Raw genomic sequence first — 26,306 nt, 5'->3', positions numbered from 1 at the left:
CCGCCGGCCGTCGATCGGGCTCCGTCCGGTCCGTCGAGCGGACCCGACCACAACAGTCATAGGAACCGACTCGAATTGGGGTGCATAATGCTCGATCTCGATCCGACGGCGCTCGGCCTCGAAGTCGGGGGCGGCGCGGTCATCGGCGGCGTCATCGGGTTCGCCGCGAAGAAGATCGCGAAACTCCTCGCGATCATCGTCGGCGTTCAATTGATGGCCTTTCGCTACCTCGAGTCCCAAGGGATCATCATCGTCGACTGGAACCGGCTCTCGGCCGGCCTCCTGAAAACGCAAGCGCGCGCCGGGGACGCGGCGAACAGCCACTGGATTCACTCACTGCTCTCGACGCTCTCGATCGGTGCGGGCTTTACCGGCGGCTTCCTGATCGGCTTCCGACGCGGCTAACGCGGTCCCGACCCGGAACTGATCGTGTCGGCTACCGCGTTCGGAGATCGTCCTTGTCCTTGACGATCTCCGTCTCCGCCTGGCCGCTGGTGTGTTCGTTGACGGTGTCGTAGAACTCGTTTTGCAGTCCGGCCGGGAACGTCAACACGCCGATCCACGAGCCGTCGTTTTGCCACTCTTCGCGCTCGAGATCGCCGAACTGGCGGATCTTCGCTTGTGCGCTGCCCGCGTGGTCCGCCGGCACCTGAACGGCGACGGTGACCTCTTCGAATCGGATGGGGATCACGGGCCGCAACGCGTCCAGTGCGTCGTCGACCTGCTCCTGGACCGGTTCCATCGGATCGACCGTGAAGCCGGCCTCCTCCAGGGCGTTCTCGATCCGTTCGGGCGGATGGGGCGCGTTGTCCATCTGCGGGTTGACCGCGTTGCGCGTGATCGTATCGATCAACTGCTTGCGCTTCTGTTCTTGCATCTCGCGGCGCTGATCGGCCGTGATCTGGATCTCACCCTGCTTGATCACTTCGGGAATGATCTCGAGGGGCTCCGTGGTATCGAAGACCGTCTCGAGGTCCGACTCCGCGGGCCGGTCGCCACGGGAAGCGTCCTCGAAGACGTCCTCGGCGGCGATCACGTCCTCCAACTCGCCATCGAACTCGTCGCGTTTGATCGAAAGCGCCGCGTCTGGATCGACTAACACTTCGAAGCGCGCCCCGTGTGACTCGAGTCGCGCTGTCACTGCCTCGTCAAGCGAAATCATACCTGACGGTTCCGCCGCCAATGAAAAGAGTGTTTCCCGAGCCGAGCCGGTACTCGGTGATCGAAACGCATCGGGTCGGCTCGGATGGACGGGACCGCCGCGCGACGTGACCGGCGCTCCGAGGGGACTTCGCGTTCGAGCGGGCCGCTCCGCGAACGGGACGGCGGAATACGGCGTCGAAAAACGAATTCGCGTCTCGATTACTCGGCGGAGTCGTCGGCGTCGTCCTCGTCCTCGCCCGTATCGAGGAGGTCGTTCTCCTCGAGATAGTTGGCGATCCGGTCCTGGTCGAACTGTTCGAAGGACTCGGTCTCGACGTCGACGGTCGCCAGCCCCACTTCGTTGGGGAGCAGGGAGCCGTCGTTGACCGACGCGAGGGCGTCGAGGGCGAGCTGAATGCCGCCGTCGAGGTCGGCCTCGTCGTCGTAGTGCTCCTCGAGGTAGGTCTGGAGTTCGCCGCGGTCGGAGCCGACGGCCAGGGCCTTCCACTCGTAGGGCGTCCCCGAGGGGTCGGTCTCGAACAGGCGCGGCTCGCCGTTCTGGATGCCGCCGACGATCAGCGCGACGCCGAACGGGCGAGCGCCGCCGACCTGCGTGTACTGCTGGATGTGGTCGGTGACCTCCTTGGTCAGCGTCTCGACGCCGATGGGCTCGCCGTACCGAAGCTGGTTGACCTGCGTCTGGCGGCGCGCGAAGTCGATCAGCTGGCGGGCGTCGGCCACGTGGCCGGCGCTGGCGATGCCGACGTGGTCGTCGGCCTTGTGGATCTTCTCGACGCTCGAGTCCTCGAGCAGCGGGGAGGGGACCCGCTTGTCGACGGCGAGGACGACGCCGTCGTTCGTTCGGACACCGATGCTCGCCGTACCTCGTTTGACCGCCTCACGAGCGTATTCGACCTGGTAGAGTCGGCCGTCGGGCGAGAAGATCGTGATGCCGCGGTCGTACGCCTGCTGTTGTTGTTGTCCCTGCATAGTATCACACTAAATGGTAATCGAGGTCTGTCGCGCCCACGAACGCCTCATCGAGCCGCACGTCCCCGACGTCGTCCCGCAGGACGGCGGCTCGCTCTTCGTTCCCGAACACGACGTTTCTCTCTCCCGAATCTTGCCGGTCGCGTCCTAAATAGTTTTCTTCAGCGGCACGGATCGTGCCACTGATACCGCGGACCCGAACACCGACGGGAGCGCCGTCGATCCCGTCGATACAGGCCAGTGCCGCTCGGGCGGGCTCCGTCTCGCCGCGGCGGACCTTGACGACCGCCTCCCCCGTTCCGTCGGCGAACTCGAACCTGACGACCGTCAGATCGGCGTCGGCGCTGCCCGGGTCGCCGAGTACGTTCTGGCCCGCGTACCACAGCTCGCGCTGGAACGACCGCCTGCCGATCCGTTCGTCGGGCCACGTCTCGAGTTCGACGGCGAGATACCGCCAGCGCGGGCGGAGGTGTTTCGGGAGGTGTTTCATTCACCGACTGCCGCGTCGCCCGCCGCCGAACTACGCTCCGCGACCAGCACGCCGACCTGATCGTGGACGCGCTCGACGGCCGTCAACGAGAAGCCCGCATCGGTAAACGCGTCGGCGAGCATGCCGACGGTCGCCGGATCGTCGACCTCGGGCGAGTAAAAGGGCTCGTCGGGGTCCGGTTCGCCGAAGAACATCACGTCGCCGAGGACGAACGTCCGGGGCTCGAGGTCCCCGATGACCGCGATCGCCTCGCGCTTTTCCGCGTCCGAGAGATGGTGCATGGCGAAGTTCGAGGTGACGATATCGACCGGCCCGTCGTACGCCGGCTCCCGGAAGCGACCGGTATCGAACGCGAGGTTCTCGAGCCCTTCGTCGTCGGCCTTCCGTTTCGCTTCCGCGAGCATCCCGTCGCTGATGTCCCGGCCGACGACCCGCTTCGCGTCGGGGGCCAGGGCGAGCGCGATCGCGCCGGTGCCGGTCGCCAGATCGAGAACGATGTCGTCGGCTCCGGGAGCGGCGTGCTCGATGACGAGATTCGCACAGGCGTTGTACTCCTCGGACTTCGAATCGTCGTACTCGCTGGCCTGTTCGTCGAACCGCGCGGCGTGTTCGTCAAGACTCCTCTTCATACCTGCCCCGTTCGACCCCCGGCTCAATGAACGACTCGGAGTTGACGTGGCGATTGCGCTCGGCCAGTCGACCCCACTCCGCGAGGCCGTCCGCGATGAAGTCGGATGTGAAGCCGAGCTGTTCGCCGAGGGCTTGCAGTTCGCGCGGGGCCCGTAACTCGAGGTGCGAACGCGGGTCCGCGCTCACGACGTAGGGTGCGTCGTAGTGGTCGACGATCTCCCGAAGCTTCCGCAGCGACTGGACGATTCGGACGCGCTGCCCGCCGCTCTCCCGCAACACGCCGGCGAGGTCGAACTCGATCCGAACGCCGTTCTCGACGGCGGCTTTCGCCAGCACGTGATTGATGTCACCGCCGTCGGTCATCGGATGGGCGAGCACGTCGACTTTCGGCTGTTCGACGGCGAAGCGGTTCAAGCCGTCCGTCCCGCCGTGGATACCGACGATCGTTTCGGACGACCGGTAATTGCCCACCGAGCCGCTCGCCTGCCGCGGGTCGTCGGCGCGGATCTCGACGCCGTCGACGACGTCGATCCCGTACTCCGCGCCGATCCGCTCGGGATCGTAGTCGGCTCGAGCATCGTCGTGATTGCGCACGACCACGCCCTCGTAGCCGTAGTCGGCCGCCGTCTTCGCGAACCTGGCGACAGTGCTCTGTCCGTCGGGATGGGCGTGGACGGCCTCGTACATACGAGACCCGTCGCACGGCGACGACTTGGGGTTTGCGCCATGCCAATCGAACGACCACAGTTGTCGTGGCCAGGAGCGCGGTTCGAACGATAGTGAGAGCGGCGCGACTTGGGGGAGGGCAGGCAGCTGACCGACACCGGCCGCGAGCGAACGGTCCCGCGGTGCAAAGCGCCGCGGGAAGGCAACCAGCGTCGCTCTGATCCAGTGAACGAACGGCAGCCGACTGCTGTGTGAGGTCTGGAGGGACGAACGAATGGAACGAGGAGTACTTTTGACCGAAACGTTACCGAGCGACGGCGAGCTATATGACAGCGATGCTGTCGTCAGCCCGGTAGAACGCGGAGTGACGTTCCGGCTCAGTTGAGAATCGACTGTGCGACGGTCGCGAGCTGCCCGTTGTCGGCCTCGCTGAGACGCTCGTCGCCGATCTTCAGGCGGAGACGCGGTCGGCCGACGTCGATCGGGACCTTCTCGGTGTCGATCAGGCCCATATCCTCGAGCTTGGTCTTCGTCCGGGAGAAGGTCGCCTTGGAGGCGATGCCGACGTCCTCGCCCCACTTGCTGATATCGTAGAGCAGCGCTTCGTTCTTGGCCGCCACGAGCAGGGAGATGGTGACCTCGTCGAGGCCATCGCCGTCGCCGCGAGCGGTCTCGAGGGAGTCGAGGATGGCGGTGAAGTCGGCCTCGGCCTCGGGGCTGATCTCGTCGGACAGCGTTTCGCGGACGGCCGTGATCGGCGGAGTGCGGAGGTTGAAGTCGGTGGCGTCCTCCCAGCGGCCCGCGTAGGTGTCGTACGTATCTTCGACGAAGCTCTCGTCGTCGGTGGTGAGCCCGCCGACGCGGTCGTCGGCGTGGACGAGGGCGACGACGCGGTCCTCGCTGACCAGCAGCGAGTTTTCGGGCGCTTCCGCGAGCGTTCGCAGCGACAGCGCGTCCTCGCTGATGAGGTCGGCGGCGTTCGAGGCGACGATGAAGTCGTCCATGACGTCTTTCAGGGTGCGTTCGTCGGCGAGCATGCGAACCGACGGCAGGTCGCCGTCGAACGCGGTCGCGACGGAAATGAACTCTTCGATGGCGTCCCGTGACGGGTTGACCATGTAGATAGTACCGCTCACGTCCTCGAGCACGGACCCGAGGATATCGTCAATTTGGTGATTAAGTAAATTCGAGGTCATGCCTATACAGAAGTAATCGAGAGCGTCGTACTTAATTTTGGTGGCCGTTTTCACGCCAGAACTTCTCTCTCGGGGCCTGTACCGGTAATTTTTGACCAATAATTCGTTAGTTCGCCGATGAAAAGGATATATCACTTCCGGGACGGACGAGACGAAAACCTCCCGATTGATCTGTGAGTGAGGGGCGGCCATCGACTCGAGTCGACGGCAATACTCTCTCAAAGTTTACAATAACTATATACCGGAAACGTGGCATTACCATATCGTATGGGTGTTCGACACAATCGACTGTGGTGGGTCGTACAGACGGTAGTCGAGAGCGCAGCGAACAGGCGAGGGACCGATCGGACGTCGCCGCGGTTCACGGCGCGGGCCAAGCGAGTCAGCACGTACGGCGGGCCGTAGTCGCTCACCGATCGAACCGCTTGCTCAATTCTTTCGACCAGTAGATGTCGCCGTCGTAGATCACTGACGCCTCCGTCTCCGCGAGCATCGTCGCCAGCTCCGGCTCCGTCAGCGTAAAGTTCGACTCGTTCCCGCAGAGATAGGCGTAGTCGTTGGTTTCGGTGTGTGGGAAGTAGTACGAGCCGGTCACCCGCGTCGAGTAACAATCGAGCGACAGCAGATACTGCCCGTCGTTCCCGTCCTCCCCGAGTTCCTCGAGTCGCGCGGTCGTCGGGTTGCGGCTTTCCGCCTGGGTAAGCGAGTGGGTGCCGTCGCCGACGACGGCGTAGTCTTTCCCCATCATGATCCGCCGCCGAGCGAGCACCATCGCACGTTCGATGCTGAAGCCGTGAACCAGTAGCTTGGCGAACGTCGATCCGACCTTGACGGCGTGGTCGTTCAACACCTTGGTGACGGTGACCGCGCCGGCGACGCTTCCCTTTTCGATCAGGTTCATGCCCTCGTAGAAGGACCCGCAGGCGTTCAGGAAGAACGTCTGTGCATTACACCGGTCGAGACTCGAGGTCGCGAGCGTTCCGTCGGGGCAGCACAGTCCGCCGGTTTCGCAGTGGCCGATGTAGTGAACGAAGTCGTTGTCGTCTTCCAGGACACGGGCAAGGGCGGCCGTTTCGAGCGACTCAGTGACGGTGAGATCGATCGTGAGTTCCTCGGAGCGCTGGCGATAGATTTCGGCGACATCGTCGTGCTCGCCGGCCATCTCCGGATCGTTGAGGACGACACAGATCGAGGTCGAATCGCTCGCCTGCTCGAGGAACTCCAATCGGTTGTGGTAAGCCGCGGGCGTCGATTTGAAGACGTCGATCGGGACGCCGTCCGCGAGCCACCCGTGTGTGCGGCCGCTTCGGAGTTCGGGTTTGACGATATCGACCGAGGCGACCTGGCCGGTGGTGGCCCGACTGCGTCCGGAATCACGACCCGACCCGATCGCCGGCGTGGCTTGGATACCGGACGCGAATTCGGCGGGGCCGCCGTTGCCCCGATAGAAGTCCTCGAGCGAGCGCTCGACCAGTTCCTGGCCCTCGAGCTCCGAGGTTTGGGGCGTGTAAATCATGCTCAGCCGGTCGAGCAGGAAGGGCAGCGTCTCGACGCTGTCGTAGGTCGGGGAGACGTACGTCGAGAGGTGCCACTCCGGCAGGCGGTGTTTGATCGCCGCGTAGGGGACGTCGAGGTAGGTCGCCAACCGATCCTGCGGCGACGCATGATAGAGCACGCTGGCGTCGAGACCAAGCGCCGCGAGCAGACTGCTCTCGGAGAGGGTGGTCCCGTGGGGACCGGCGTTCCGGGCGAGACAATCGAGGAAGAACGTCTTCCGGAGGAGTCGCTCGACATCGCGCTCGAGGGCCGGCATCGGCGAAAGCTCCTCCTCGCGGCCGTGGTCGCGGAGCCGGAGCCGCGGCCGGTCGGGATCGGCTCCGGGCCGAGAGTCCGATCCCGCGTCGGTCGTCCGGACGGTTGCCTGCAGGTAGTACGCCAGCGGCGCGGCTACGAACAGCGCCTCGTAGTCCGGTGGGAGGATCAGTTCGATCCCGTGGTCCGGTGTATCGGCTCGGATGCAGTCGGGAATTTCGAGGCGCTCGCCGCGTTCGATCAGCGACGGATGGCCGCGGAGCGTGGGGTACGATCGGTCCGGCCGGGTGGTCTTGTGTGAGGCGGCCATGTGCGTGATGGCCTCGGCGATCGCCGACGGGGAGTCCGGCACGGTGATCGTACCGGCGGGGAGTTCGTGGCGACAGCGAACTCCGAGAACGACGCGCGTTCGATCCGGAAAAGAGACGACGACCTCCTCGTAGTCGTCGGTCTTTTCGATCGTCGCTTCCCCGGTGAACTGGAGGTAAGCCTTGATCTCCGTATCGATATCCACGACGTACTCGCCGGACGACAGCGCGAGCGGCTCGCCGCTGGGGTCGAGTTCGTACTGTTCCTCGCGCCCGAGGGAGAACGCGTAGACGACCGCGTGGGGAAACCGTAGTTCGTCCGTCGTCAGGGCGACCGTCTCGTCGACCGGGCGCGAGACGTCGCTGTCGGAGCTGCTGACGTCGAGGTCGTCACCAGTGACCGCTAGCTCGGCGTTGTCCGCGTCGGTGACGTGGAGAGTGTCGCCATCTACCGCCCACTCGATCATTCGGTTGGCAGAATGTCACTGGGACAAGTTAGTTGTATCGGGGTTCGTGTAAGTGGCATATACAGCCGGTACTCGACCGCTCGGTTATAATATTGATAGGTAATAACGCACGGAATGAAACATTGACGGGCTGACTCGTCTCGGACGGGCCGTTGCGTCCACCCGTACGCGGTCAACGGTCGGCAAGTGGGGAAAGGTCGTCGAGATCTCGTATAGTGGCTCCTCTTGCCGGGGAAAGGTACACTTATGCGGCCGCCAGACTGCATTTCGGATATGAACCACGATCAGGTTCGGGACGTCGATCCCGCCGTTGCCGACGCCCTCGAGGGCGAGGTAGACCGCCAGCGAGAGACGTTACAGATGATCGCCAGCGAGAACCACGCCAGCGAGGCGGTCATCGACGCGCAGGGCAGTGCGCTGACGAACAAGTACGCCGAGGGCTATCCCGGCGAGCGCTACTACGGCGGTTGTGAGTACGCCGATGCGGTCGAGGAACTCGCGATCGAACGCGCGACGGAACTGTTCGGTGCCGACCACGTCAACGTCCAGCCCCACGCGGGCACGCAGGCAAATCAGGCGGTCTACTTCGCGATGCTCGAGCCCGGCGACAAGATCCTGTCGCTGGATCTGAACCACGGCGGCCACCTCAGTCACGGCCACCCGGCGAACTTCACGGGCCAACTCTACGAGGTCGAGCAGTACGAAGTCGATCCCGAAACGGGCTACATCGACTACGAGGCCCTCGCCGACCACGCCGCCGAGTTCGACCCGGACATCATCGTTTCTGGCTACTCCGCGTACCCGCGCGAGATCGAGTGGGAGCGCATTCAGGCGGCCGCCGACGAGGTGGACGCGCTCCACCTCGCGGATATCGCCCACATCACCGGGCTCGTCGCCGCCGGCGTCCATCCGTCGCCCGTCGGCATCGCCGACTTCGTCACCGGTTCGACCCACAAGACCATCCGCGCCGGCCGCGGCGGCATCGTCATGTGTGACGAGGCGTACGCCGACGACATCGACGCCGCCGTCTTCCCCGGCGGCCAGGGCGGCCCGCTCATGCACAACGTCGCCGGCAAGGCCGTCGGCTTCAAAGAGGCCCTCGAGCCCGCGTTCGAGGACTACGCCGAGCAGACCGTCGCGAACGCGAAGGCCCTCGGCGAGAGTCTCTCCGAGCACGGGTTCTCGCTGGTCTCGGGCGGCACCGACAACCACCTCGTGCTCGTCGACCTGCGTGACAGCCACCCCGACACCTCCGGCGGCGACGCCGAGGAGGCCTTAGAGGAGGCCGGCATCGTCCTCAACGGGAACACGGTGCCCGGCGAGACGCGCTCGCCGTTCAATCCGAGCGGTATCCGTGCCGGGACGCCGGCGCTGACCACGCGCGGCTTCGACGAGGACGACTGTCGCAAAGTCGGCGACCTGATCGCCCGCGTCGTCGACGCCCCCGAGGACGAGGCCGTTATCGAGGCGGTTCGCGAGGACGTCGCGACGCTGTGCGACGAGAACCCGCTGTACGAAGACGAGTAAGCGACCGACTGCAGGGACATCTGGGTGCCCAACGGCGGTCGCGATGCCTCCGCACGCGAGTTCGTGCGGCCGTCATGAGCGGTACGGTGTGCCATGGGCTCGGATCGGCATCGAGTCCGATCGGTCCGTCTCAGCCCGCCCGTGAGGAGTGGTTCCGCATACCACATCTTTTTCAGCGCGATTTACGTGAATGTGTTCACATGACGGACGACTCCGCAACGGAGATGTATCGATCGCGGACCGACGCGCTGACGGCCGATGTCGGTGCGGGTCGGCCGATCGTCTTCGCGCACGGAACCCTGATGGATCGGACGATGTTCGCCCCGCAGCTCGAGGCCCTGCAGGACGAGTACCGGGCCGTCGCCTACGATCTGCGGGCGCGAACGGACCGGTACGCGCCGGAATACGATCTGTGGGATCTGGCCGACGACTGCGCGGCGGTGCTCGACGGCATCGGGGAGGACAGCGCTGTCGTCGCCGGCATGTCGATGGGCGGCTTCATGGCGTTGCGATTCGCGCTCGAGTATCCGGAGCGGGTCGACGGCCTCGTCCTGATCGATTCGATGGCGACGCCGCACACACCCGACGAGCAAGCGGTATACGGCGACCTCGTCGAGCCGCTGGCGGGGTCACTCGACCCGACCCCGCGCGAGTTGGCCGACGGCGTGACCGACTACCTCTTCGGCAAGACGACCCGGGAGGAGCACCCCGAACTGGTCGACGCCTGGGTCGACCGCTGGACGACCTATCCCGGCGCGGCGGTCTATCACGAGTTGCATTCCTGGCTCGATCGAGCGGACGTGACCGATCGCCTCTCGGAAATCGACGTTCCGGTCCTGATCGTTCACGGCGCGGAAGATCCGTCGATCGATCCCTCGAGAGCCGAACCGATGCTCGAGGAACTGCCCGACGCCGAGATGACGCTGCTTCCGGAGGCGGGCCACACCGCGAACTGCGAGCGGCCGGAGGCGGCAAACGACGCGATCCGGTCGTTCCTCGACGAGCGATTCTGACACGGCCACCCACGAACGTGTACATTCGGGCCGAATGTACCGCCGTTGTGCGCACCGATCCGGGGATTAATGAGCCCCGCGGCCCCCCACTCAGGTAATGACGGAGATCATCGACGGCAACGCCGTCGCGAGCGAGATCCGAGACGACCTCACCGACGCGATCGAGACGCTGGCGGACGCGGGCGCGCGGCCGGGCCTGGCGACGGTCCTCATGGGCGACGACCCCGCGAGCCAGACCTACGTGAACATGAAACAGCGCGACTGCGAGGAGGTCGGCATCGAGAGTCACCACGTCGACGTCGACGGCGACGCCCCGCCAGAGGACCTGTTCGACACCATCGCCGACCTCAACGGGAACGACGACGTCCACGGCTACATCGTTCAGGCCCCCGTCCCGGACCACGTCGACTACCGTGAGGTCATCCGCCGGGTCGATCCCGCGAAGGACGTCGACGGCTTCCACCCCGAGAACGTCGGCCGACTCGTCGCCGGCGACGCCCGCTTCCGTCCCTGTACTCCCCACGGTGTCCAGAAGCTCCTCGAGTCGGCCGAGATCGACACCGAGGGCAAGGACGTGACCATCGTCGGCCGCTCGGACATCGTCGGCAAACCGCTCGCCAACCTCCTGATCCAGAAAGCCGAGGACGGCAACGCGACGGTGACGGTCTGTCACTCCCGTACGGACGACCTCGCCGCGAAGACCCGCAGCGCCGACATCGTCGTCGCGGCCGCCGGCGTCCCCGAACTCGTCGACGGGTCGATGCTCGAGGACGGCACGGTCGTCATCGACGTGGGCGTCAACCGGGTCGACGCCGACACGGACAAGGGGTACGAACTCGTCGGCGACGTCGAGTTCGAGAGCGCCAAGGAGAAAGCCAGCGCGATTACCCCTGTCCCCGGCGGCGTCGGTCCGATGACCCGTGCCATGCTGCTGTACAACACGGTCAAGGCCGCCGGCCTGCAGGAAGACATCGACGTCGACCTTCCTTGAGCGCGGTCCGGATCGACTCGCCGGCAGTTTTCTCCTCCCGACCGACGACCCCAGCGAGTCCGGCGTGACTCACTCCCCGGTCGTTTCGCTCGCGTCGAACCGGACGAGGCCCCGTTCCTCGAGTCGCATGAGGAAGTGCGCGAGCGTCTCGTCGACGGGAGCGACCCGGTCGGACTCGTGGGATGCCGCGACGCGCTCGGCGATCTCTGCGACGGTGTGGTCGCCGTCGCAATGGCGCCACACGGTCGTCCCGACGGGATCGAGCTCGAGTTCCCGCTCCCGATCGGTCCCGAAGAGGTCGAACAGGAACCGATCGAGCCGGTTTTGCGGCCGCTTCGTCCAGTGGATCGTGACCCGCGCCTCGCCGTCGACCGTCGCTATCTCCCAGTCGTCGGCGTCGCGTCTCGGAACCGCGGTCGGGCCGTGTTCGGTCATGCGGTGGCGTTCCCGGTCGTCGTTTTCGACTCGATCACTGGTCGGTCGCCTCGGTCTCGGGCGCGTTCCAGAGGACGGTCGCGGTGAAGAGCCCGACGAGCGCGACGACGGCGACGACGCCGAGAATCGACTGCGTCCCGGCATCGAGGCCGAGCGGGAACGGCGCGCCGTCGGCGTTTCCGGTCCCGGTGATGTAGAGCGCGCCGATGACGATCCCCATGATCGCCTCGCCGGTGATCAGCCCGGCCGCAACGATTCGGCCCCTCGAGGTCGCGTGCTCGGCGAGCGTGCCGTCCTCGTCGTCGCGCCGGGCGACGTAGCGGTCGATCCCGGCCCGGAGCAGGCCGCCGAGGAAGATCGGCGTCGCGAGCGTGATCGGAAGGTAGATCCCGACTGCAAAGGGCAGGACGGGGACGTCCATCAGGATCAGGACGAACGCGAAGACAGCACCGATGAGGATCATCCCCCACTGGGCGGTGCCCGTGAGGACGCCCTCGGAGATCAGCGCCATCATCCCGGCCTGCGGTGCGGGAATGGTATTGCCCCCGATCCCGTAAGCCTGATCGAAGAAAGACAGGACCCACCCGGCGAACAGCGCCGAGACGGCGATGCCGATCACCTGTGCGAGTTGTTGCTTCCGGGGCGTCGCCCCGAGGAGGTAGCCCGTCTTGAGGTCCTGTGAGGTGTCGCCCGCGACCGCCGCGGCGATCGCCACGACCGACGCGGTCACCAGCACGACGACGGGGTCGGTGACACCGGTCGAGCGCAGCGCCAGCGCCGCGATCAGGATCGTCGCGACGGCCATCCCCGAGACGGGGTTCGAAGAGCTACCGACGACCCCGACGAGGTACGCCGAGACGGCAACGAAGAGGAACGCGGCGATCACCGCGATGAACCCGCCCAGCAGGCCGACCTGGACCTGCGGGACCGCGACCAGTGCGAGCGCGATCAGGATCGCGCCGCCCACGACGACCTTCATTGGCAGGTCCCGCTGGGTTCGTTTGCGGTCCGCGGTCGCGTCCGATCCGGAGTCGCGGATCTCCGCCGCGGCGGTACCGAGCGCGTCGGCGATCGTCCCCCGCATCGAGACGACCGCGTAGAACCCGCCGACGATCATTGCCCCTGCGCCGACGTAGCGGATGTACTCGTCCCAGACCTCGTTCGCCTGCGTCATCAGTGCCGCGTCGGCGGCCGACTCCGGGACGAACCCACCCGTGATCAACAGCGGGATCAGCATCATCCAGGAGATCAGTCCGCCGCCGAAGACGTAGCCGGCGATCCGGGGTCCGATGATGTAGCCGACACCGATCAGCGCGGGCGTAAAGTCCCCGCCGATCGCGAACCCGTCGGTTTCACCCGCCGAGAACGCCGTCTGGATCGTCGTTCGGAAGGCAGCCATCCCGTTTGCCAGCCACATGTAGACGAAGCCCGCGAGGAACCCGACGGAAATGAGCTTCACGCCCTCGTCGCCGCGCGAGCCGGCCTCGAGGACGTCGGCACACGCGGTCCCCTCAGGATAGGGGAGTTCCTCGTGTTTGTCGACGATGAGATACCGACGCATCGGGATCATAAAGAGGACCCCGAGCAGGCCGCCGAGTATCGCCACGACCGCGGTGTTGACGATGTTGATCGGCTGATCGAGGAACGTGACGCCGGCGATCGTGAAGATGACGCCGGCCGCCAGCGCCTCGCCCGCGGAGGTCATCGTCTGGACGATGTTGTTCTCGAGGATCGAGCCGCCGATGCCGACCTGTCGAAGGCCGTAGAAGAGGCCCATACTGATGACCGCGGCCGGGATGGACGCGCTGATCGTCATTCCCGAGCGCATGCCGAGGTACATGTTCGCGGTCAGCATCACGACGTTGAGCGCGAGGCCCATGCCGACCGCCTTGATCGTGAGTTCGGCGACGCTCTTTCCCGCGGGAACGTACGGGGACGGCCCGTCCGCCGTCGACTGTTCGGATGCTGTACGACTGTCGCTTGCCTCCGGTTGGTTCTCCGATGGTTCGTGTTCCATAGTGGGTGGTCCGGCCACCCTGCGAATGCTCGGTCGGACGACCGGTTCGAGGCGGCCGTGCCGGTAGTGAACCCGTCGCTAGCCGAACCGATTCAGGGCGGTCCGTCCGTCGATTAGCTACTATTCAATCGAGACTATAAGTGATGCAAGATTTACGACGACCGAGACGGTGTCACCGGTGCCGGCCTCGAGCGCGCGACCAGCGCCGGTCCGTCCGCGGAAAAGTGCGATTTCCGTACCCCTACACCGGGTCGCCGGCTGGCGACATCGGTTTATCCGCCGAATCGGCCATCGGCGGTACTGTCGGTGAACTCGAGTGCGTCCAGACGCTCCTGGGCCTGCGTGAACGCGAACTCGTCGCCGCGCAGGCCGCGTGCCAGTTCGCGGGTCGCCTCGACGAGCCGTTCGGCGGTCTCCGGTTCGATGTCGCCGTCGAGCATCCGGACGCGGGTGACGTGTTCGCCGAGCGTCTCGAGGGCGCTCCGTTCGTCGGCGGCGAGATCTCGATCTGCGGCCCACGTTCTGACATCGCGGCGGTACTCGCGGACGGCGGTCGCGTACGCGAGCCCGCGGGCCGCCTGCAGCGAGCGCGGGACGTCCTCGACCGGCGGCCGCTCGCCCCGATCGGCGTCGCGAAGCAGCGAGAGGAAGTACAGCTCGTCGCGGTCCTCGAGGTGGATCTCGCGAGCGACGATGTCGCCGACCTGGAGGAGTTCGCTCGCGGCGAGGTAGGTGTCGTCGAGGTCCCGGAGGGTGCCGGCGTTGACGAACCCGCGCCGGCGAACGTACTCGCGACAGCGGTCGCGCGCCCGCTCGGCGAGTTCGTCGGGTTCAGTCTCGTCGATCGCGTTCCGAACGGGGGTGAGATCGAACGCGACTTGGAGGTCGGTGTGTTCGGTCCGTTCGTCGACGCCGACGCTTCGGAGGCTCCCGCAGGCCGGACAGCCGACGCTGCCGGTCTCGTAGTACGACCAACGAGTTCCACACGCCTTGCACTCGCGCTCGCCCCGGATTTTCATGGGCGGGGATACGGTCGGAACGGCAAAAGTCCCACCGACCCGCCGCGACCGGGCAGCGACGGCGCGTGTCCGGTTCGACGGGTCGGTCGAACCCGTCGGTGAAGTCCACGTTCGTCCCCGTTTCATCGCTTCTCGTGACACTTCGACCCCGTTGATAGTACGCGCGCGATGAGGGTCATCGGTCGTTGGGCGTCGTTCAATAGGTCATTAACGGGCAGCACCTGCAGGCCACATCGAAACCAAACGGAACGTCCAACCCGAATATATGTCCCGGAGACTGAACCGGCGAACGTTCGTGACCGCAGCAGGAACAGCAAGCGCACTCGCACTCGCCGGGTGTGCAGACAGCGGCCCCGGCGGCAACGAGACGGACGACGAGAACGACACGACCGGCGACGAAAACGAGAGCGAGGACGGCGGGACCGGCGACGGGACGTATACGCTGACCGTCATGGTCGAAGACGCCGACGGAGCCGTCGAAGGCGCGACCGTCACTCTCGAGGAAGCGGGCATGGGCGACTCCTCCGACGACGGGATGGGCAACGAGTCCGACAACGTCTCGGACAACGAGACGATGACCGACGACGGGACGGACAACACATCGGACGAGATGGGCAACGAATCGGACAACGAGACCACGATCGACGGCGGCGACGGGAGTTTCCCGATGGAGGCCGAGACCGACGGGGACGGCGGGGTCGAGTTCGAGGACCTCGAGGACGGTTCCTACACCGTCAGCGCCGAATACGAGGGCGACGAGACCGAATCGGACGTCGAAATCGATGGCGGCGACGAAGAGGTCATGCTGACGTTCGGCGAAGGCGACACCGGCGGTAACGAGACGGAGAGCGGAAACGAGAGCAACGAGAGCGACACTGAGAACAGTTCGTAACCGGTTCACTCAGGCCCCGACCAGGGCCGTGTCCCATCGGTTTCGATCGCATCAATCATAAACAAATGCGGAACCCGTTTTCGACACGAGCGTCGATCGGATCGCCACTGCATACCGAGCGACTGCCACCTGAGAGCGGCCGCCCGTTTCGGATCGTTTCGTGACGGAAACTGCGTCCTTCCGATCCGAAACGACGCGGCACACGCAGCGCGGAACCGACCGACAGCGACGGTCCGATGCCCATCGTGTCGAACATTCGTTCACGCGCGTGCGGCTGGGCAGCAGGTCGCCGTCCGCTCGAGTGCGAGCCCCAACCGGGAAACGGCGCGATGTCGACTCGGCGTAGCGGCTTTTTTCCCCGTCCGTTCGGTAGTCACGGGTATGCGTGACGAAGAAGAAATCCGCGAGCAGTACGAGTTCCTCAAAGACCACCTCGAGAGCGACGAGATGCGCCATGACGGCGTCGAGGAGATGTTTACCTACTACAAGCGCGCGATCGGTTGGGTGCTCGAGGAAGAGCACATGTGACCACGGCGACGCGCGACGGGAGCGCCGTCCTGATCGGTGTCGTTACATTTAAGTGCACTCGGCAGAACCTTTCTGGTGACGCTTCGCTTGGAGGGCCGAAGCGTCAGCGGGGACCAATTCAGGGCGGCAAGCGATCGCGTGACATTTTTCCGTCACGCGATCTGCTTTCCTGTTTCGATATCGAATCGACGTAGCGTCGGCACCGTCCGTTACTCCCGAACGATATGAACCAGTAGTAACACGGTCGACCGATATAATTGTTCCGAAACGTAACTCACGAACTGTAAACATGAATCGCGCATTATGTGTGGTTTCGTGGACGATCCGTCACGGGTGTTATGGATCGACTGTGCTGAAAACGCGCCCTCTCGCTGGTAATAGCCTCCTTTCGATCGAAACGACCCGATAGCCTTATTAAAATTCGACAGTAAGTACGGTTGGTACTTTCCCAATGTACGACCTGACAGGATTCCAGCGTGACCTGCTCTACGTCATCGCTGGCGAGGACGAGCCCCACGGCCTGGCGATCAAGGAGGAACTCGAACAGTACTACGAGAAGGAGATCCACCACGGACGGCTCTACCCTAACCTCGACACGCTCGTCGACAAGGGCCTCGTCGAAAAGGGCCGCCGGGATCGTCGAACGAACTTTTATACGCTCACTCGTCGCGGTCGCCGCGAACTCGAGGCGCGCCGCGAGTGGGAGAGCCAGTACGTCGACCTGTAGCGGACCCCGAACCTCGGTCGCTTCCGTCGCTGGACGCCCAGGAGTCACGACTGTCGGTCCGCCTCTCCCGGCGGGTCGCTTATCCGTGGTCGCGGCGAACGTTCGGCAGTGAACGGGGTTGCGCTACAGATCGCGGATGCGCCCCTCGAGGAGACGGTCGTTCGGATGGCCCTCGCGGGCGCGCTGGGAATGTTTCTCGGACTCGAGCGCGAGTGGTCACAGAAGTCGGCGGGCATCCGGACGTTCTCGCTGATCAGTCTGCTCGGTGCGGTCTTTACCGTGCTCGTGCGCGAGGGTGGGGTCGGCGAGAGTCTGCTTCCGTTGGGCGGTGTCTTAGTGATCGTCCAGGGAATCTTGCTCGCGGTCCAGGGACTCATGCAGGACGACCCCGCGGAGACGGGGCTGTCGCTGACGACGTCCGTTTCGATGCTCGTCGCTTACGGCGTCGGCATCCTGGTCGCCGCCGGGTTCATTCTCGAGGGCGTCACCGTCGCCGTCCTCTCCTCGCTCCTGTTGGTGTTAAAACGGGAACTCCACGAGTTCGCTTGGGGGCTCTCCCGCGAGGAGATGCGCTCGACCACGGAGTTCGCCATCCTCGCGTTCGTCATCTATCCGGTGCTTCCGGCCACCTACGAGCCTGAAATCGCGGGGCTCACGATCCCGCTCGAGCCCCAGGTCATCTGGCTGATGGTCGTCGCCGTCGCGGGGATCGGGATCGTCAACTACGCGATCGTCTCCACCTACGGCGGACGTGGCATCGCGATCACCGGCTTCTTCGGCGGTCTCGCCTCTTCGACGGCCGTCGTCGGAACGATGCTCGATCACGTCAACCAGCGGCCCGACGCGTCCTCGTATGCCGTCGCGGCGATCCTGCTCGCGAACGCCGCCATGGCCGCCCGGAATCTGGCGATCGCGGTCGGCTTCACCGCGGGCGGCGGGACCGATATCCTCGTCGAGGCGATCATCCCGCTCGGTGCCGTCATCCTGCTCGCGTTCGCCGTCGCCGCACTCACCGCCGACTGGACCGAATCCGGGCCGATGGATCTCGAGAGCCCGTTTTCGCTGAAAAACGCCCTCGCGTTCGGGGCCGTCTTCCTCGTCGTCCTCGTGTTCGGGTCGCTGGCAGAGACGTGGTTCGGAACGCTCGGCTTCTACGCGACCGCCGTCGCCAGCGGCTTCGTCTCGAGCGCCGGTGCGACCACCTCGGCGGTCGTCCTCTACCGCGGCGGGCAACTGGGGCCGGCGGAGGCGACGATCGCCATCCTGCTCGCGACGGTCTCGAGCATCGTCGTCAAGGCACTGCTGGCTGCGACCTCGACGAACGACGGCTTCCGGAACCGGGTCGCGGCCTACAGCACGGTTTTGCTGCTGGGCGGGGCGGTCGCGTCGGTGGTTCTCGTCGTCTAGACCGCGAGCAGTGTCTGGACGGGCACACGGTCAGGAAGCGGGACGACTGACTCAGTTATCGCGGAGTTCGCCCATGTGGTCGATCCGGCGCTGGATGAGATCGGCGGTGCCGATATCGTGGCGCACGCGCAGTCCGTCTTCGCCGGCGACCCTGAGCGCGTCCTCGGCGATCGCTTCTGCCTCGGCGATCGAGTCGCCGACGCCGACCAAAGCGAACGACCGGGAGGTCGTCGTGTAGATGCCGTCGTCGCGTTCGTCGACGCTGGCGTAGTAGAGGAGCGCATCGCCGGCGCTGTCCTCGTCGATCCGGACCGTCGCGCCGGCCTCGGGGTCCGTCGGGTACCCCTCGGGGACGGCGTACTTGCAGACCGTCGCCCGCTCGGCGAACTCGAGAGCCGGCAGCGGGTCGTCGTCTCGAGCCGCGGTGAGGACATCGAGGAAGTCGGTCTCCAGTACCGGCAGCGTGTTCATCGCCTCGGGATCGCCGAAGCGGGCGTTGAACTCGACGACGCGGGGACCGGTCTCGGTCAGCATGAACTGGCCGTAGAGGATGCCGCGGTAGTCGTCGAGCGCGTCGACGGTGGCCGCGATGATCGAGACGGCGTCCTCGTAGTCCGACTCGGTCATGAACGGCAGTTCGTCGGTCGCGTCGGAGTAGCTCCCCATCCCGCCGGTGTTCGGTCCTTCGTCGCCCTCGTAGGCTCGCTTGTGGTCCTGGACCGCCGGCGCGGTGCGGAACTCGCCGTTGGCGACGAACGCCTGGATGGTGAACTCCTCGCCGAGCAGCCGTTCCTCCAGTACGATCCGGTCGTAGTCCGACTCCCGGATGTACTCCTTGCCCTCCTCGGCGGTGACCTGATCGCCGATGACCTTCACGCCCTTGCCGCCGGTGAGGCCGACGGGCTTGATCGCGAGGTCGCCGTCGTACTCGTCGACGAAGTCACACGCGGCCTCCATGTCGTCGAACGTCTCGAAGTCCGGACAGCCCGGAACGTCGTTCTCCTGCATGAACTCCCGCTGGAAGGCCTTGTCCGTCTCGATGCGGGCGTCGGCCTCCTTCGGCCCGAACGGGTAGACGCCCGCGGCCTCGAGCGCGTCCGCGACGCCGGCCTCGAGCGGCGCTTCCGGACCGATCACGGCGATCGTCGCGTCGATCTCCGCGGCGTAGTCGACGACGGCGTCGGGGTCGGTCGTCTCGAGCGTCTCGAATCCGGCGGCGATGCGGGCGATGCCGGGATTCCGATTGCCGGCACAGGCGTACAGGTCGGCCTCGCTGTCCTCGAGCGCGCGGGCGATGGCGTGCTCGCGGCCGCCGCCACCGATCAGCAGCACGTTCTCTCGCATGGTCGAACGCGGAACGCACGAACCTGTAAGCGTTGCTCTTTCCTCGAGAAGAAATGTACATCCACGTGGATATGACGCGAATTGGATGGAGACGAACATTCGACCACTGCTCTCCGTTCGTCGAAGTGACTCACAAGAGTGTTGAACGAATGAAGAATGTATCTGTCACGAGAAGACTACTCTAGAACATGAACCGCCGCCCGCTTCTCCAGACTCTCGCAACCGGGGGCGTGCTCGCCTCGGCTGGCTGCACTGAATCGCTCCCGTTTGCCAGCACTGATCCGGAACCGACCGACGTGTTCGCGGATTACTGGTACGACGGGATCGAACTCGTCGTCCGGTTCCACGACGATGTCGACGTCGAGCAGGCCATCCTGTTCAACTCCATCACGGATGCGGAATACGAGACAATGGAGCGACCCGGGGAAACGATCGGTTTGCCGTGGTCTTCCCTGATCGCCTGGAAACGTACCTCACTACACACCTGGCACTTCGCGTCAAAGCTGAGACGGGGGACGGGTGGGCCGAACAGTCAGTCTGGGAACCAGTCCACGGCGCTGCGAGAAACGTCGAACCACTTCCAGACGGCCGTGCTCGGTTCGATATCGAGAATCGAACTCATGCGTCCATTCTCGCTAGGTTCATCGCGATCTACGGTCACGTCCCGAATCCGACGATCGATCCACAACGCGACTCCTTCGACCGCTCGTCGTTCGACCTCGGACCCGGCATCGTCGGGATCGGGTCGAATCGACCGCTCTCTCCCTCGAGAACCGACCTCGTCGTGCCACCCGAGGAGACGAGAACGTTCGAGACAGTATACGCACCGTTCGCGTATCCGAACGGGGCGGACGCGGAGGACTGTCTCGGCGACGAGCGAACCGGGACGATCGCGCTCGTTCACGGCTCTGACTTGAACGCTTCCTACGACTTCACATACCGTCTGGAAGGTAAACCGGCCGCTCTCGAGGGACTCACGGCGAGCGTCTGTGACGATGGGGACACCGGTGAAAGAGGAGAGCAGAGTTGAACGACCGTCCGATGGCTTACTGATCGCCGATCTCCGGCGGCGCGGGGTACGACTGATCCCGAGCGACGATGGTGTCCGGTTCGAATTTGATGAGCCGATAGTCGGTCGGATCGAGTCCGACGAACCTCTTTGGCCACTCGTTCTCGTCACTCCCGAGGTATTTTTCCAGAAGCCGCCCGGCCCGCTCCTGATCGTAGGACTCGAGACTCGCCGTGCCGCGCATTCCGACGTGTTCGACGTGACCCGTACGTGGTTCGAAATCCGTGATCGCGATCGCCGTACGGGGACGGCGGCGTACCCGTTCCGGATACGATCGCCCCTGTAACTGGGCGATGTTCCAGATTACGTCTTCTTCCCAGAGGAACCAGAGAGGCGAGACCCGTGGTCCCGCCTCGGCGATTTGTGCGAAATGACAAAACAGAGGTCGATCGAGCACGGTGTCGAGTTCGGAGTCCAGCGTATTTTCGACGATCTCCATATCGTCTCATCAGCACAGTTATTGTTATCAGTTGGGAAGTGAACGCGACCGATATTGGTACGCATCTTATATATTCACACACTGGTGCGTCCGAGTCCGGGACCGATACCGATAAATTCGCACGGTCTGAATATCGCGCTCAATGCGACAGTACCTCGAGCTCGTCGACACGGTCCTCTCGACAGGGACTCACAAACCAAATCGGACCGGCGTCGACACTATTTCGTCGTTCAGCGAGCACTACGAGGTCGATCTCGAGGAGGGGTATCCGCTACTGACGACCAAGGAGATGGACGGCTATCGCTGGAACTCGATGCTCCACGAGGTCTGCTGGTATCTCTCCGGTGCGGAACACATCCGCGACCTCCGCGAGGAAACGAAAATCTGGGACGCCTGGGCCGACGACGAAGGACGGCTCGATACGGCCTACGGCCGCTTCTGGCGGCGGTTCCCGGTCCCCGAGGACGATGCCCGACTCGAGGGGGAATCCTGGCCCGACGAGAGCCAGCAGTGGGTCACCGACGAAGCCGACGGTCGACGGACCTTCGACCAGTTGCAGTACGTGATCGACACCCTGTCGGATTCGCCGAACTCCCGGCGGCTCGTGGTCAACGCGTGGCACCCGGCCAACGCGGCCGTTTCGACGCTGCCGCCCTGTCACTACTCGTTCGTCTTCAACGTCCAGGGCGACCGCCTGAACTGTCATCTCACGCAGCGCTCGGGCGACACCGCGCTCGGCATCCCGTTCAACATCGCGGCCTACGCGCTCCTGACGAAAGTGATCGCCCAGCAGACCGGCTTCGAACCCGGTACCTTCGCGCACACCGTCGTCGACACGCACGTCTACTGCGGCCGCGGCGCGCGCGGCGACTGGTACGCCGACAACCTCGAGGCCCTCCAGTCCAGGCTGAGCGACGCCGACGAGCGGGCGGACTATCTGGATATCAAGGCGTGGCTCGAGTCCGAAGCCCCGCCCGAAACCGAGGGCGACGAGCGACTCGATCACGTCCCCGGCCTGCTCGAGCAACTGTCTCGGGAGCCGCTCGCACGGCCCACGCTCGAGGTCGCCGACGTCTCGATCGACGAACTGTCCTACGAGGACGTCGAACTGCGGGACTACGAGTCCCACGACGGTATCGAGTTCTCGGTGGCCGAATGAGCGAGGACCGGGACGAGGCGGCCGACGCGACGCCGTCCGCGCTCGAGACCGACCGCGAACTCGTCGGCATCGTCGCCGTCGCGGACAACGGCGTCATCGGACGGGACGGCGACATGCCGTGGCACATTCCCGACGACCTCCAACACTTCAAGGAGGCGACGATGGACCACCCCGTCGTCATGGGTCGAGTGACCTACGAGGGGATCCTCGAGACGCTGGGGGAGCCACTGCCCGGGCGGACGACCGTCGTGGTGACGAGCCGAGACCTCGAGACGCCCGACAACGCCGTGATCGCGAACGGACTCGAGGAAGCCGTCGACCGGGCCGACACGGCCGCGCGGGAGTGCCACGACGATGCCGATCGGATCTTCATCGCCGGCGGGGCGACCGTCTACGAGGGGTTTCTCCCAGCGCTCGATCGACTGGTCGTGACCGAGGTCCACGACGAACCGGACGGCGACACGTTCTTCCCCGGCTGGGAGCGGGCGTCGTGGACGGAGGCGTCTCGAGACGAACGCGACGGGTTCGCGTTCGTGGAGTACGTCCGCGAGCGGTAACCCGAACCCGCCGGCCGCGACGGCGGCGCTCGCGACGCGTTTCGGCGGCGATATGGACACACCGACGAGCCCATGCGTACTCTTTCCGGGAACATAATGCGATGTTTCACGACCGGATCCCTCGATCGCCGGCACGTGCTCGCGCCTCGAGCGACTCCTCGAAGGGGCTGTCCACTCGTCGGCGGCGCGCCAGGACGGGAGGGCGATCCGGATTCGGTGGGCGTCTCACGGCGTTCACGTTCGCTGCACTGTCCGGCGAAAGCACCTCTTGGTCCCCCGAAACGGTCCGACCGAATCGAGACTGAGACGACACTGTTGACTCACCCGCCCCGTTCGTAGAGACCGGCATCCTCTTGATCTCGACACCGACGGGGCAGTCGGGGCGTCTTTGCTTGTTTTCTCATCCCTACTGTCCAACCTTTGTGACAACTATCTCGCGAGTTACGTTTCCGTCGGTACCGCCGTCTTTCAGCGCTGTCGACATCGATAGAGGCCCCTTCAATATGTCGGCGTTTGAGCCCCGAAAGGTGCTGTTGCTGGAGTATAGGCAACCATAGAAGGTGAAACGATCGGGCTCCCTTTTCCGATACTCCGGTCTACGGTCATGTGCCCCGAGCGAGGGGACAAGTGAGAGACATGACAGACGAAACTGATAGCGGACTATTCGACGACTCACGGCGATCGTTCATGAAAAAGAGTGCCCTCACTGCGGGCGCAGTAGCGCTCGGAACCGCAGGTGCAGGGACTGCAGCCGCTCAAGACGGTGGCAGTGTGGTCGTCTTCGGAGACGACTACGAACCCGGCGTCGACTTCACCGTTACCTCAGCGCTGAACGACGGAACGAAAGACGAACTGTTCAGCGAGGCCGGTCTGGAGGACGAGTTCGACACGCCGGACGACTGGGATGTCTACATCATCAACTACGACGTTGGCGGCTCCGCCCCCTCCCTCGGCTTCCTGATGACGGAGGACGTCGACCTCAGTGCCGGTGATAGCGAGACGATGGGCGCGGACGGGCAGTTCCGCAACTCCGAACTGAGTCTGGTCGAGGCGACCCCCGGCGAGACCGGCGGTGGCGGCGGCAGTGAAGCCGAATCAGATGAACCGATGGGTGACGGAGAGGACGAGCCGACGGGGAACGGCGGCAACGAGAGCGGCGGCGGAAGCTAGAGCGCAGTTTCCGTTTTCTCCGTTTTGAGCGCTGTCGACAGTGAGCGAGCGGCGGTGCTCGATGCCGGATCACCTGTTGCTTTTAGCCGCGTCGGTCGTAGGCCCGTCCATGACCGATCCGACCCGGCGCAATCGGCTCGACGAGGAGGAGAGCCCGTATCTGCGCCAGCACGCGGACAACCCCGTCAACTGGCAGCCCTGGGACGAACGGGCCCTCGAGGCCGCAACGGAACGCGACGTGCCGATTTTCCTCTCGATCGGCTACTCGGCGTGTCACTGGTGTCACGTCATGGAGGAGGAGAGCTTCCAGGACGAAGCGGTCGCCGAGGTGATAAACGAGAACTTCGTCCCGATCAAGGTCGACCGCGAGGAACGCCCCGACATCGACAGCATCTACATGACCGTCTGTCAACTCGTGCGCGGACAGGGCGGGTGGCCGCTCTCGGCGTGGCTCACACCCGAGGGCAAACCCTTCTTCATCGGGACCTACTTCCCTCGTGAGGGGCAGCGCGGCCAGCCCGGTTTTCGCGATCTCTGCCAGCGCATCAGCGACTCCTGGGAGAGCGACGCGGACCGCGAGGAGATGGAAAACCGCGCCCAGCAGTGGACCGACGCCGCGACCGACCGACTCGAGGAGACGCCGGACGCCGCGGGGGGCAGCCCCGTCGAGGCCCCGGAGCCGCCCTCGAGCGACGTACTCGAGACGGCGGCGGACGCGGTGGTTCAGAGCGCCGACCGCGAGTACGGCGGGTTCGGCTCGAGCGGGCCGAAGTTCCCCCAGCCGTCGCGGTTACGCGTCCTCGCGCGGACGTACGACCGCACCGGTCGCGAGGAGTACCGCGAGGTGTTCGAGGAGACCCTCGACGCGATGGCCGCGGGCGGGCTTGCCGATCACGTCGGTGGCGGCTTCCACCGCTACTGCGTCGACCGGGACTGGACGGTTCCCCACTTCGAGAAGATGCTGTACGACAACGCCGAGATCCCGCGAGCGTTCCTCTCGGGCTACCAGCTGACCGGCGAGGACCGCTATGCGGAACTCGTCGCGGACACGCTGTCGTTCGTCGAGCGCGAACTGACCCACGATGACGGGGGCTTTTTCAGCACCCTCGACGCCCAGAGCGACTCCCCCGAGACCGGGGAGCGCGAGGAGGGAGCGTTCTACGTCTGGACGCCCGACGAAGTCCACGACGTGCTCGAGGACGAGACCGACGCCGCCCTCTTCTGTGCGCGCTACGACATCACGGAGGCGGGCAACTTCGAGGGGCGCAACCAGCCGAACCGCGTGGCCAGGGTGTCGGAACTCGCAGCGCAGTTCGATCTCGCGGACCACGAGATCCTGAAGCGACTCGAATCGGCCCGCCAGCGGCTGTTCGAGGCCCGCCAGGAGCGGCCGCGACCCAACCGCGACGAGAAGATCCTCGCGGGCTGGAACGGACTGATGATCTCGACCTACGCCGAGGCGGCGCTGGTACTCGGCGCGGACGACTACGCCGACACCGCCGTCGACGCGCTCGGGTTCGTCCGTGACGAGCTCTGGGACGAGGACGAACAGCGTCTCTCGCGACGATACAAGGACGGGGACGTCAAGATCGACGGCTACCTCGAGGATTACGCCTTCCTCGCGCGGGGTGCGCTGGACTGTTATCAGGCGACCGGCGAGGTCGACCACCTCGCGTTCGCCCTCGAGTTGGCTCGCGTCATCGAGGCCGAGTTCTGGGACGCCGACAGCGGGACGCTGTACTTCACGCCCGAGAGCGGCGAGGCGCTGGTCACCCGCCCGCAGGAACTCGGCGACCAGTCGACTCCCTCGGCGACCGGGGTCGCGGTCGAAACCCTCCTCGCCCTCGACGAGTTCGCAGCCGAGGACTTCGAGACGATCGCCGCCACCGTACTCGAGACCCACGCGAACAAAATCGAGACGAACGCGCTCGAGCACGCGACGCTCTGTCTCGCCGCCGATCGGCTCGAGGCCGGCGCGCTCGAAGTGACCGTCGCGGCCGACGACCTGCCGACCGCGTGGCGCGACCGCCTCGCCACGCAGTACTACCCCGATCGGCTCTTCGCGCTGCGGCCGCCGACCGAGGACGGGCTCGACGCGTGGCTCGAGACGCTCGGACGCGCGGACGCGCCGCCGATCTGGGCGGGCCGGGAGGCCCGCGACGACGAGCCGACGCTGTACGTCTGTCGGGATCGGACCTGCTCGCCGCCGACCCACGACGTGGCCGACGCGCTCGAGTGGCTCGGTGCGAACGCCGACGCCAGTGGCTCGAGCGGGACGACGGGCGACGAGTCGGGCAGCCCGTTCTAGGG

The 26,306-nt window shown here is 65.3% G+C and carries 25 protein-coding genes; 13 read left to right on the top strand and 12 right to left on the bottom strand.

Annotated features, from left to right (window positions below):
* Positions 1-87 precede the first annotated feature (87 nt).
* Positions 88-405, top strand: coding sequence for an FUN14 domain-containing protein (locus ALTAJ2_RS06260; protein WP_007108384.1), 318 nt, complete (start codon positions 88-90; stop codon positions 403-405).
* Positions 406-436: 31 nt separating this feature from the next.
* Here the strand turns inward: ALTAJ2_RS06260 and ALTAJ2_RS06255 are convergent, their stop codons facing one another.
* From ALTAJ2_RS06255 to ALTAJ2_RS06225, 7 genes are all read right to left on the bottom strand, one after another.
* Positions 437-1,162 carry a ribosome assembly factor SBDS gene (locus tag ALTAJ2_RS06255; RefSeq protein ID WP_007108383.1) on the bottom strand — a complete coding sequence of 242 codons (726 nt, stop codon included), beginning with the start codon at positions 1,160-1,162 and terminating at the stop codon, positions 437-439.
* A 200-nt stretch (positions 1,163-1,362) separates the two neighbouring features.
* Entirely contained in the window at positions 1,363-2,133 is a 771-nt protein-coding gene (gene psmA / locus ALTAJ2_RS06250) for an archaeal proteasome endopeptidase complex subunit alpha (RefSeq protein WP_007108382.1), read from the bottom strand.
* 4 nt (positions 2,134-2,137) lie between these two features.
* Positions 2,138-2,623 (bottom strand): Rpp14/Pop5 family protein, encoded by a 486-nt coding sequence (locus ALTAJ2_RS06245; RefSeq protein ID WP_007108381.1) that lies wholly within the window; start codon positions 2,621-2,623, stop codon positions 2,138-2,140.
* Positions 2,620-3,252: a class I SAM-dependent methyltransferase gene (locus ALTAJ2_RS06240; RefSeq protein WP_007108380.1), complete on the bottom strand. Its 633-nt coding sequence runs from the start codon at positions 3,250-3,252 to the stop codon at positions 2,620-2,622. The genes ALTAJ2_RS06245 and ALTAJ2_RS06240 overlap by 4 nt, the downstream gene beginning before the upstream one ends.
* On the bottom strand, positions 3,236-3,940 hold the full coding sequence (locus ALTAJ2_RS06235; protein WP_007108379.1) for an RNase P subunit p30 family protein: 705 nt from the start codon (positions 3,938-3,940) through the stop codon (positions 3,236-3,238). The genes ALTAJ2_RS06240 and ALTAJ2_RS06235 overlap by 17 nt, the downstream gene beginning before the upstream one ends.
* A gap of 356 nt (positions 3,941-4,296) precedes the next feature.
* Positions 4,297-5,115 carry a transcriptional regulator TbsP gene (gene tbsP / locus ALTAJ2_RS06230; protein ID WP_006186667.1) on the bottom strand — a complete coding sequence of 273 codons (819 nt, stop codon included), beginning with the start codon at positions 5,113-5,115 and terminating at the stop codon, positions 4,297-4,299.
* A gap of 409 nt (positions 5,116-5,524) precedes the next feature.
* Positions 5,525-7,702, bottom strand: a complete 2,178-nt coding sequence (locus ALTAJ2_RS06225; protein ID WP_007108378.1) for a hypothetical protein — start codon at positions 7,700-7,702, stop codon at positions 5,525-5,527.
* 273 nt (positions 7,703-7,975) lie between these two features.
* Here ALTAJ2_RS06225 and glyA point away from each other — a divergent pair, with 273 nt between their 5' ends.
* The 3 genes from glyA (at position 7,976) to ALTAJ2_RS06210 (ending at position 11,233) form a co-directional block, all read left to right on the top strand.
* Positions 7,976-9,229: a serine hydroxymethyltransferase gene (gene glyA / locus ALTAJ2_RS06220; protein WP_007108377.1), complete on the top strand. Its 1,254-nt coding sequence runs from the start codon at positions 7,976-7,978 to the stop codon at positions 9,227-9,229.
* Positions 9,230-9,429: 200 nt separating this feature from the next.
* Entirely contained in the window at positions 9,430-10,242 is an 813-nt protein-coding gene (locus tag ALTAJ2_RS06215; protein WP_007108376.1) for an alpha/beta fold hydrolase, read from the top strand.
* 97 nt (positions 10,243-10,339) lie between these two features.
* Positions 10,340-11,233, top strand: a complete 894-nt coding sequence (locus ALTAJ2_RS06210; RefSeq protein ID WP_007108375.1) for a bifunctional methylenetetrahydrofolate dehydrogenase/methenyltetrahydrofolate cyclohydrolase — start codon at positions 10,340-10,342, stop codon at positions 11,231-11,233.
* Positions 11,234-11,302: 69 nt separating this feature from the next.
* Here ALTAJ2_RS06210 and ALTAJ2_RS06205 read toward each other — a convergent pair whose 3' ends face one another.
* From ALTAJ2_RS06205 to ALTAJ2_RS06195, 3 genes are all read right to left on the bottom strand, one after another.
* The gene (locus ALTAJ2_RS06205) at positions 11,303-11,668 is read right to left on the bottom strand and encodes a PqqD family protein (protein ID WP_007108374.1); all 366 of its coding nucleotides are present in this window, start codon (positions 11,666-11,668) and stop codon (positions 11,303-11,305) included.
* A 34-nt stretch (positions 11,669-11,702) separates the two neighbouring features.
* A complete protein-coding gene (locus ALTAJ2_RS06200) occupies positions 11,703-13,685 on the bottom strand; it encodes an OPT family oligopeptide transporter (RefSeq protein WP_007108373.1) in 1,983 nt (660 codons plus the stop codon).
* Positions 13,686-13,957: 272 nt separating this feature from the next.
* A complete protein-coding gene (locus tag ALTAJ2_RS06195) occupies positions 13,958-14,704 on the bottom strand; it encodes a DUF7117 family protein (protein ID WP_007108372.1) in 747 nt (248 codons plus the stop codon).
* A gap of 265 nt (positions 14,705-14,969) precedes the next feature.
* Between ALTAJ2_RS06195 and ALTAJ2_RS06190 the strand changes: the two genes are divergently transcribed.
* The 4 genes from ALTAJ2_RS06190 (at position 14,970) to ALTAJ2_RS06180 (ending at position 18,258) form a co-directional block, all read left to right on the top strand.
* Complete coding sequence (locus ALTAJ2_RS06190) at positions 14,970-15,596, top strand: hypothetical protein (RefSeq protein WP_007108371.1); 627 nt, start codon at positions 14,970-14,972, stop codon at positions 15,594-15,596.
* 381 nt (positions 15,597-15,977) lie between these two features.
* Positions 15,978-16,124, top strand: coding sequence for a hypothetical protein (locus ALTAJ2_RS19605; protein WP_007108370.1), 147 nt, complete (start codon positions 15,978-15,980; stop codon positions 16,122-16,124).
* A gap of 451 nt (positions 16,125-16,575) precedes the next feature.
* The gene (locus ALTAJ2_RS06185) at positions 16,576-16,851 is read left to right on the top strand and encodes a PadR family transcriptional regulator (protein ID WP_007108369.1); all 276 of its coding nucleotides are present in this window, start codon (positions 16,576-16,578) and stop codon (positions 16,849-16,851) included.
* A gap of 108 nt (positions 16,852-16,959) precedes the next feature.
* Positions 16,960-18,258 (top strand): MgtC/SapB family protein, encoded by a 1,299-nt coding sequence (locus ALTAJ2_RS06180; RefSeq protein ID WP_007108368.1) that lies wholly within the window; start codon positions 16,960-16,962, stop codon positions 18,256-18,258.
* Positions 18,259-18,309: 51 nt separating this feature from the next.
* Here the strand turns inward: ALTAJ2_RS06180 and purD are convergent, their stop codons facing one another.
* The gene (purD, locus tag ALTAJ2_RS06175; RefSeq protein ID WP_007108367.1) at positions 18,310-19,602 is read right to left on the bottom strand and encodes a phosphoribosylamine--glycine ligase; all 1,293 of its coding nucleotides are present in this window, start codon (positions 19,600-19,602) and stop codon (positions 18,310-18,312) included.
* Between the two features lie 442 nt (positions 19,603-20,044).
* Between purD and ALTAJ2_RS06170 the strand changes: the two genes are divergently transcribed.
* Positions 20,045-20,632, top strand: coding sequence for a hypothetical protein (locus ALTAJ2_RS06170; protein ID WP_007108366.1), 588 nt, complete (start codon positions 20,045-20,047; stop codon positions 20,630-20,632).
* Between the two features lie 16 nt (positions 20,633-20,648).
* Here ALTAJ2_RS06170 and ALTAJ2_RS06165 read toward each other — a convergent pair whose 3' ends face one another.
* The gene (locus ALTAJ2_RS06165) at positions 20,649-21,110 is read right to left on the bottom strand and encodes a pyridoxamine 5'-phosphate oxidase family protein (protein WP_007108365.1); all 462 of its coding nucleotides are present in this window, start codon (positions 21,108-21,110) and stop codon (positions 20,649-20,651) included.
* A gap of 142 nt (positions 21,111-21,252) precedes the next feature.
* Here ALTAJ2_RS06165 and thyA point away from each other — a divergent pair, with 142 nt between their 5' ends.
* The 4 genes from thyA (at position 21,253) to ALTAJ2_RS06145 (ending at position 26,304) form a co-directional block, all read left to right on the top strand.
* Complete coding sequence (gene thyA, locus ALTAJ2_RS06160; protein WP_007108364.1) at positions 21,253-22,269, top strand: thymidylate synthase; 1,017 nt, start codon at positions 21,253-21,255, stop codon at positions 22,267-22,269.
* Positions 22,266-22,826 (top strand): dihydrofolate reductase, encoded by a 561-nt coding sequence (locus tag ALTAJ2_RS06155; RefSeq protein ID WP_007108363.1) that lies wholly within the window; start codon positions 22,266-22,268, stop codon positions 22,824-22,826. Before thyA ends, ALTAJ2_RS06155 begins: the two co-directional genes overlap by 4 nt.
* A gap of 636 nt (positions 22,827-23,462) precedes the next feature.
* On the top strand, positions 23,463-23,996 hold the full coding sequence (locus ALTAJ2_RS06150) for a twin-arginine translocation signal domain-containing protein (protein WP_193365027.1): 534 nt from the start codon (positions 23,463-23,465) through the stop codon (positions 23,994-23,996).
* Positions 23,997-24,105: 109 nt separating this feature from the next.
* A complete protein-coding gene (locus ALTAJ2_RS06145; RefSeq protein ID WP_050031434.1) occupies positions 24,106-26,304 on the top strand; it encodes a thioredoxin domain-containing protein in 2,199 nt (732 codons plus the stop codon).
* The last annotated feature ends 2 nt before the right edge of the window (positions 26,305-26,306 follow it).

The sequence above is a fragment of the Natrinema altunense genome (assembly GCF_000731985.1).
Taxonomy (GTDB): Archaea; Halobacteriota; Halobacteria; order Halobacteriales; family Natrialbaceae; genus Natrinema; species Natrinema altunense.
This window is presented reverse-complemented; position numbering and strand designations above follow the sequence as displayed.